General features: G+C 62.1%; 7 protein-coding genes. All 7 read left to right on the plus strand.

Annotated elements, in window-relative coordinates; genetic code table 11:
* Positions 1 to 77 precede the first annotated feature (77 nt).
* Positions 78 to 1,451, plus strand: a complete 1,374-nt coding sequence (locus tag Q0G18_RS08010; protein WP_297151766.1) for a polysaccharide biosynthesis protein — start codon at positions 78 to 80, stop codon at positions 1,449 to 1,451.
* Positions 1,451 to 2,578: a glycosyltransferase gene (locus Q0G18_RS08015; RefSeq protein ID WP_297151770.1), complete on the plus strand. Its 1,128-nt coding sequence runs from the start codon at positions 1,451 to 1,453 to the stop codon at positions 2,576 to 2,578. Before Q0G18_RS08010 ends, Q0G18_RS08015 begins: the two co-directional genes overlap by 1 nt.
* Before the next feature lie 39 nt (positions 2,579 to 2,617).
* Entirely contained in the window at positions 2,618 to 3,460 is an 843-nt protein-coding gene (locus Q0G18_RS08020) for a LicD family protein (RefSeq protein WP_297151773.1), read from the plus strand.
* A 99-nt stretch (positions 3,461 to 3,559) separates the two neighbouring features.
* A complete protein-coding gene (locus Q0G18_RS08025) occupies positions 3,560 to 5,341 on the plus strand; it encodes a phosphotransferase (RefSeq protein ID WP_297151776.1) in 1,782 nt (593 codons plus the stop codon).
* Positions 5,342 to 5,409: 68 nt separating this feature from the next.
* Entirely contained in the window at positions 5,410 to 6,651 is a 1,242-nt protein-coding gene (gene eutH / locus Q0G18_RS08030; RefSeq protein WP_297151779.1) for an ethanolamine utilization protein EutH, read from the plus strand.
* Positions 6,652 to 6,748: 97 nt separating this feature from the next.
* Positions 6,749 to 7,687: a phosphotransferase gene (locus tag Q0G18_RS08035; RefSeq protein ID WP_297151783.1), complete on the plus strand. Its 939-nt coding sequence runs from the start codon at positions 6,749 to 6,751 to the stop codon at positions 7,685 to 7,687.
* The coding region (locus tag Q0G18_RS08040) for a DMT family transporter (RefSeq protein ID WP_297151785.1) at positions 7,684 to 8,527 on the plus strand (844 nt) is incomplete at its 3' end. The genes Q0G18_RS08035 and Q0G18_RS08040, both read left to right, overlap by 4 nt.

An 8,527-nucleotide genomic window follows, 5' to 3' on the forward strand; every position in this document is an offset into this window, starting at 1 on the left:
GCCATCGAGTACGGCGACTGGCGCACGCCGCCCGCCGAGTCCGATCGCGCCGTGCACGTGATGGAAGCCTATCGCCTATGAGCGATGCGAAAACGTCTCGAGGAGCCGCTACGCAGGCCGAGGATGCGCTCGAAGCTGACGCGACGATAGAAGCTGAGGTGCCTGAGAAGCTTTCCGTGAAGGCGAACATGATCTGGAACTCCATCGGTTCCATGGCCTACCTCGCCTGCCAGTGGTTCACCACCATCTTCGTCGTGCGCCTGTCGTCGGGCTACGACGATGCGGGCCTGCTCTCGCTCGCCATGTCGGTCGTGGGCATCTTCGGCACCTTCGCCAACTACAAGATGGGAACCTACCAGATCTCCGACATCCGCCGCGAGAACACGGTGGGCGAGTACATGGGTTTCCGCTGCTTCACGCTTGCGGGCGCGTTTGTCGCCTGCATGATATATGCGGCTCTCACCTGCGCTCCCGAGGCGCTCATCACGGTGGCGCTCTTCTACGCCTTCAAGGGCGTGGGGCTTGTGATCGACATCCTCCATGGGGTCGACCAGATCAACCGCCGCATGGACTACATCGGCAAGTCGTTCATCCTGCAAGGTACCTCGACCCTCGTGGCGTTCGTGGTCATCTACTGGGCGACGCGCAACCTCGATGCGGCGATCATCGCCATGCTCGCCGCCGCGGCGGTCGTGCTCTTCGCCTTCGATCTGCCGCATTGCCAGCGATTCGAGCCCGTGCGCATCTCGCTTTCCTGCAAGAAGGCGCTTTTCTTCCTGAAGACCTCGCTTCCCGCCGTGGTTGCCTCGGTGGCGGCGAGCGCCATCTTCGCGATCCCCAAGCAGTACCTGGCGCTCACCGTGGGTTCGGCGGCGCTCGGCATCTACTCGTCGGTCGCCGCGCCCGCGCTCGTCATTCAGATGGGCGCGCAGTATCTCTACGGGCCGCTGCTCGACATCTTCCCGAAGCTGTTCTTCGAGGGGAACGCGCGCGGTTTCGTGGCGCTTTTGGGGAAGACGGTCGCGGGCATCGTGGGCGTGACCGTGGCCTGCGCAATCGTGCTCGAGTTCATCGGCGCCTGGGCGCTCGCGCTTTTGTTCGGCGAGAGCATCGTGCCCTATGTTTACCTGCTGCAGCCGATCATCATCTCGACCGCCGCCACTGCGTTTCTATGGTTCTTCGGCGACCTGCTCATTACGCTGCGCCATTTCTGGGCGAACTTCGCGGGCAACGTCGTCGCGTTTCTCGCCGTCATCCCGCTCACGTTTTTCTGCGTGGACAGGTGGGACATGAACGGCGTGAGCTTCGCGGGCGCGGGTGCGTGTCTTGCCGGTGTGGCAATCTTGCTGTTCTTCCTGGTGAAAGTCGTGAAGAAGGGGCCCGACCGCATCATTGGGGCCGAGGGCGAAGCTGTACGTGACGATGCGGTTGATGCTAAGGAGGCTTGCTGATGCGCGTGCTGCAGGTGATCGGCGTGATGGATCGCGGCGGGGCGGAAACCATGGTGATGAACCTCTACCGCGCGATGGACCGCGAGCGCATCCAGTTCGACTTTCTCGTGCACGAGCAGCGCGAAGGCGACTACGACGCCGAAATCGAGCGGTTCGGCGGGCGTTTTTTCCGCGTGCCGCGCTTCACGGGGTTGAACGCGGGTGCCTATCGGCGCAGCGTTCGCGCGCTTTTTGCTGAGCATCCGGAATGGCGCGTGGTGCATGGGCATATCGGCTCGTGCGCGCCCGTTTATCTTTCGGAGGCGAAGCGTGCGGGGGCCTTCGCGATTGCGCACAGCCATGCACGGAATTACGTGCATGGCCTGCCGGGACTCGCCTTCAACGTTGCTGCGCATCCCGTGCGCCGCGTTGCCGACTATTTCATGGCGTGTTCGAGGGAGGCGGGGCTCGACCGTTTCGGGGGCGCGATTGTGGAAGGTGAGCGTTTCGCTATCGTGCCGAACGGCATCGATATGACGCGCTACGCGTGCGACGAGGCTGCGCATGAGCAGGCGAAGGCCGAGCTGGGGCTTTTCGGCCGCCCTGTCGTGTGCCATACGGGCCGCTTGATCCCCGTGAAGAACCACGAGTTCCTATTGCAGGTGTTTTCTCGGGTGAAACGAGAGCTTCCTGATGCGGTACTTCTGTGCGCCGGACGCGGCGAGCTCGAAGAGTCCCTGAAGGCGCGCGCAGATGAGCTGGGGCTGGGAGAGGCGGTGCGCTTCCTCGGCGTGGTGGACGACGTGCCGCGGCTCCTGCGCGCGGCGGACGCGTTCGTGTTTCCCTCGGTGAACGAGGGGCTTGCCCTCTCGGCGGTCGAGGCGCAGGCGTCGGGGCTTCCGACCATCGTCTCGACGGGCGTTCCCGAGCTTGCGGTGGTGAGCGACCGCACGAGTCGTATGCCTCTTTCCGCGGGTGCCGAGGCGTGGGCGGGCGAGTGCGTGCGGATGCTCGCGGCTGCGGCGGGCTCTGCGCGCAGCGACGCGTGCGAGCAGGTTCGAGCGCACGGGTTCGATATCGCCGACACTTCAGCGCGCCTTGCGGCGTTCTACGAGGCCGCGGCGGCGGGGCAGCGCGCGCAATGGTAGGTTGTAGGAATCATTCGGGCAGATAGGTTAGGGAACGCAATGCAATACGATGACAAGGACCTAAGGAAACTCCAGCTGCTTGAGCTGCGCATCTTAAAGGAAATCGACCGCGTGTGTCGCGAGCTGGGCATCACGTACTTCCTCGATTCGGGATCGGTGCTCGGGGCGCTGCGCCATGGGGGTTTCATCCCGTGGGACGACGACATCGATTTGGGCATGCCGCGCGCGGACTACGACCGCTTCGTGGCCGAGGCGCCGGCGCTTTTGGGCGAGGAATACGTCGTGTCGACCCCTGAGACGAACCCGCATCAGGCGGCGCTGTTCGGCAAGGTGTGGCTGCGCGGCACGCGCTTCGCGACGGAGGAGACTATCGAAGCGGGCTTTGACCAGGGGATTTTTGTTGACTTGCTGCCTTACGACGCCCTTTCTTCTGACGCGGCGACAGCGGAGAGGCAGCGACGCGATTGCCGCTTCTGGCAAAGCGTGTCATACCTTTCCCATGCAAGGAGCATCGTCGTGCCCCACAAGGGAGCGCTCGGCGCGATCGAGCGTGTGGCTTGCGGTGCGGCTCATCTCGTAGCCCGTGGCCTCTATTCTCCCGAGAAGATTGTCGCGCGCTTCAATAAAGCTGCCACCTGCGGAAACGACCCTTCGCTTGCATCGGACGACCTTGTCGTCATGGCATATGCAACCTACGAGCCCTACGCGCGCTCGATGATGCTGCCGACCTCGATCGTCACCTTCGAAGGGTGCGAGTTCCCCGCGCCCGCCGACCCCGAGGCCTTCCTGCGCCAGCTCTACGGTGAGTGGCAAAAGCTTCCCCCGGTGGAGGCGCGACGCAATCATGCGCCCGTCGAGCTCGATTTCGGGCCGTATGCCTAAGCTTTTGACCTGCATTTGTTCAATTTCTGATTAAAGCTTTACAAAACTGAACACCATTCGCTAGAATACTCCTCGTTTCATTTACTGGGGAGTATTGCAATGACATTGACGAAAAGCACGTTCAAGGTGCTCAACGCGCTGCGCGACGAGGCCGTCCATACGCAGCGCCACATCGCGACGGCAACCGGCCTGTCGCTTGGGACGGTGAACACGGCATATCGCGCGCTCGTCGACGCAGGTCTGGTGGACAGCTTCTCCGTGACGCCTGCCGGCTTCGAGGCGCTTTCGCCCTACAAGGTCGACAACGCCATCATCATGGCGGCGGGCCTCTCCTCTCGCTTCGCCCCGCTTTCCTACGAAAAGCCCAAAGGCGTGCTCACCGTGCGCGGCGAGGTGCTCATCGAGCGGCAGATCCGCCAGCTTCAAGAGGCGGGCATCACTGACATCACCGTCGTCGTGGGGTATATGAAGGAAGCCTTCTTCTACCTTGAGGACAAGTTCGGCGTGGTCATTCGCGTTAACACGGAATATTCCGTGCGCAACAACAATTCCACCCTCATGCTTGTGCGCGAGAAGCTGGGGAACACCTACGTCTGCTCGTCGGACGACTATTTCACCGAAAACGTCTTCGAGCCGTACGTGTTCGAGGCCTATTACCCGGGTGTGTTCTTCGCGGGCGAGACGAACGAGTATCTGCTCGACACCGCGCGCGACGGGCGTATCACGGGCGTGACCATCGGCGGCCGCGACAAGTACGGCATGCTCGGGCACGTGTATTTCGACCGCGCGTTCTCCGAAACCTTCGTGAGAATCCTCGTCGACGAGTACGATCGGCCCGAGACCGCGGGGAAGCTCTGGGAGGACATCTACCGTGCGCACCTCGACGAGCTGCGCATGGTCATGCGCCCCTACGAGCCGGGCGTGATCTATGAGTTCGACTCCATTGCCGACCTGAAGGAGTTCGACCACGACTTCATCGAGAACGTCGACTCCGCGATTCTCGACAACATCTGCCGCGTGCTCGACTGCTCGCGCGGCGATGTCGAGGGCATCGTGCCCATCAAGGAGGGGCTCACGAACTTGTCGTTTCGCTTCGTGGTGCGAGGCGAGTCGTATGTCTATCGCCACCCAGGTGTGGGCACTGACGAGATCATCAATCGTGCGAGCGAGGCGTTTTCGCAGGCCATTGCAAAGAAGCTCGGCATCGACGACACCTTCATCCACGAGGACCCCGCCGAAGGCTGGAAGATCTCGCGCTTCTTCGACGGCTGCGTTCCCTTCGACTACCACAACGAGGACCATGTGCGCCGTGCGATGGAGCTGGGCCGCCGCCTGCATGACAGCGGCGAGAAAAGCGAGTGGTCCTTCGACGTGTACCGCGATGCGGTCGCAATCGTGGAGCTTCTCGGCAGGAAGAGCTACCCGTCGTTTCCCGATCGTGAGGAGCTCGGGCGCAACGCTGGGGTGCTCGATGCGTTCGTGCGCACGGACCGCGTCGAGCCGTGTTTGTGCCACAACGACTTCTACAGCCCGAACTTCCTCGTACGCGGCGAGGAGATGTATCTTATCGATTGGGAGTATTCGGCAATGTCGGATTATGCTTCCGACCTGGGCACGTTCATTTGCTGCTCCGATTACTCGGTCGAAGAGGCGCGCCATGTGATCGAGCTTTACTTCGGGCGGACCCCGACCGATGCCGAGATGCGCCACTGCTTGGCGTATGTCGCGCTCGCTGCGTACTACTGGTTCGTCTGGGCGCTCTACAAAGAATCGACGGGCGATCCGGTGGGCGAGTGGCTCTACCTGTGGTATCGCACAGCGAAGGCGTATTCGGCGTTGGCGCTTAAGCTGTACGGCGCGACGTCGGGGCAGGTTGCTTAAGGAGCTCACGTTTTGCTGAGGCTGAACGTCGACTGAACGGATCCTCTTGATTGGTTGAAAGGAAGCGGATGGAACTCATCGGAACCATCGTGGTCTACATCATCATGGCGTGCGCGATCGCCGGATGCCTGGCGAGCGTCATCAAGCCCGAAAGCGAGCTTGGGAAGCAGTTCGTCGCCGGCATCGACTCGATCGGTCCGATTTTCTTGCCGACCGCGGGCATCATGGCGTCGGCGCCGTACCTTACTGCGTTCGTGAGCTCGGTCTTCGGGTCGGCGTATTCCGCTGTCGGAGCAGACCCCGCGATGGCCGCGACCACGTTCATCGCTGTCGACATGGGCGGCTATCAGCTCGCCGATGCGCTCGCCGAGACACGCGAAAGCTGGATCATGGCCATGGTCACGGGATATATGGCGGGCGCGACCATCGTGTTCTCCATCCCCGTGGCGCTGAAGATGCTCGAGAAGCGCGACCGCAAGTACTTGGCGCTCGGCGTGATGAGCGGTCTTCTCGCCATTCCCGTCGGCGTGTTCGTGGCGTCGGCCATCATCGCGGTGTCGCATCCGATGGTGCGCGAGGTCATCTCCACCAATGCCGACGCCACCTATCAGCTGGCGCTCTCGTGGGGGCAGATCGGTGTGAACCTCATCCCGCTCATCATCGTTTGCGTGGCGCTTGCGGCGGGCCTCAAGTTCAAGCCCGACGCCATGATCAAGGGATTCATCGTGTTCGGCCGCGTGATGGAAAGCGCGCTTAAAATCGTGTTCGTGCTCGTGGTTGTTGAATACTTCACGGGCGTGTGGTCGACGCTGTTCGGGAGCTTTGGGTTCGACCCGATTATCGCCGACGAAGGGAGCACCTTCCGTGCGCTTGAGGTTGCGGGCGCCATCGGCATGATGCTCTGCGGCGCTTTCCCGATGGTGTACCTCATCAGGCGTTACCTGGCAAAGCCGCTCGCCAAGATCGGCGGCGCGGTGGGGCTGTCCTCCGATGCGACGGCGGGTTTGCTCGCAGCTTCGGCTAACGTGCTCGCGCTTTTCTCGATGGTGAAGGACCTGCGTGCGAAGGACAAGGTCATCTGCATGGCGTTCGCCGTGTGCAGCGCGTTTTTGTTCGGCGATCACCTATCATTTACGGCGAACTTCCAGCCGAACCTGATCGTGGTGGTGCTTGCGGGCAAGCTGGCCGCTGGCATCTGCGCGATCGTGTTCGCGAACCTGCTCGCCGTGAAGAAGGCCGTGCAGCTCGAGCGCGAAGCGGGCGAGGACGTGCTCTACGACGCGGAGCACGCGGTTGGGAGCTCCGAGTGACGCCAGGCGAGCGGTGTGCGTAACGGATGTGCTGGGCGGGTTCGTTCGTCCAGTGAAAGATAGCAAGTAAGTAACCTACTAAGTCTGGGGAGAACAAGTGGGTATTGAGCAAGAACAGGGCATGCTGCCCGCGTGCGCATACGCGCATATCTCATCGGTGTTGGAGGTCTCGCGCGACGAGATTACCGACATCTGGCCGCTCAAGCAGGGCCTGACAAACGAGTCGTGGCATTTCACCACGCCAGAAGGCGAATACGTGTATCGTCAGCCGGGCGTGGGAACCGAGGATCTCGTCGACCGCAAGGCCGAGGTCGAGGCGTTGAAGCTCGCGCGCTCGATCGGGCTTGACGGCACCTTCATCTACGAGGACGTCGATCAGGGCTGGAAGCTTTCCCGCTTTCTCATTGATTGCCGTGAGCTCGATGCGCGCGACGCCGAGCAGGTCGCTTGCGCGATGCGCATGGCGCGCACACTTCACGAAAGCGACGCGCACCTTGCCCGCACGTTCGACTTCTACGAAGAGGGGAAACGCTACGATGCGCTTTTGCGCGAGCTGGGACCGATTACGGTGCCCGGTTATGACGAGCTCGCCGCGAAAGCCGCCCGCGTTGCTTCCTTCGCGCACGCCGATGGTGCGCCCGTGTGCATCACGCACAACGACTTCTTTAACCTGAACATCCTCATCGACCGATCCGACCGCATGCACCTTATCGACTGGGAGTATGCCGGCATGTCCGATTACGCGCACGATTTCGGCACCTTCACCGTGTGCTGCGAGCTTTCCGAATCCGAGGCCGACGCGGCGCTTGCGGCTTACTTCGGGCGCATTCCCACGTTTGCCGAGCGCTGCCACAACTTCGCTTTCGTGGCGCTCGCCGGTTGGTGCTGGTATCTGTGGGCGCTCTACAAGGAGGCCGTCGGCGGGAGCGCGGGAGAGTGGAAGGAAATCTATCTCAGCTATGCGCTGCGCTATTTCGACCGTGTGATCTCGGGTTATGAAGGAATCGCTCAAAAAGAGGAGAGGGGAATCGCATGAGGTTCGGTATTGCAAGCGGCTTTCTGTGGGGTTTGGACACCGTCATCTTGGGAATAGCCCTCACGATGGGGGCGTTCATCGGCACGCCAGAGGCCATCGCCTTTGCGGCGATCGCGAGCGCATTCATGCACGATGCGGCATGTGCCATCTGGCTGTTCCTCTTCATGGGCGTGCGCCGGCGCCTTGGCGATACGATTCGGGCCCTAAAGACCAGAAGCGGCAAGGTGGTAATGCTCGGCGCGCTTCTGGGCGGACCTTTGGGCATGACGGGCTATCTGGTCGCTATCAACAACATTGGCGCAGGCTATACCGCGATCATCTCCGCGTTTTACCCTGCGTTTGGTACGTTCATGGCGTTTGTCCTGTTGAAAGAGCGCATGAGGCCGCGCCAGCTCGTTGCGCTCGCCTGCGCGCTCGCGGGCGTCATGGTGATGGGGTACGCCACTTCGGGTGATTCGTCGGTCGGAAACGCGGCGCTTGGCTTGGTCGGCGCGGTCGTGTGCGTTGTTGGTTGGGGCAGCGAGGCGGTGCTGTGCGCTTGGGGCATGCGCGATGATGCGGTCGACAACGAGACGGCGTTGCAGATCCGCGAGACGACGTCTGCCATCGTGTACGCTGTGGTGGTGCTGCCGGCGTTCGGCGCGTGGGCGTTCACGGCGAGCGCGCTGCCGTCGATTTCCACTGCCGTTGTGGTGCTTTCCGGTCTCGCGGGTGCGGCATCGTATCTGTTCTACTACAAGGGCATTGCGACCATCGGCGCGGCACGGTGCATGGCGCTCAACATCACGTATTCTGCCTGGGCTGTTGTGTTCGGGCTCGTGCTTTTGGGGAGTGTACCGA

Source organism: uncultured Ellagibacter sp. (assembly GCF_934636505.1).
Lineage (GTDB): Bacteria > Actinomycetota > Coriobacteriia > Coriobacteriales > Eggerthellaceae > Ellagibacter.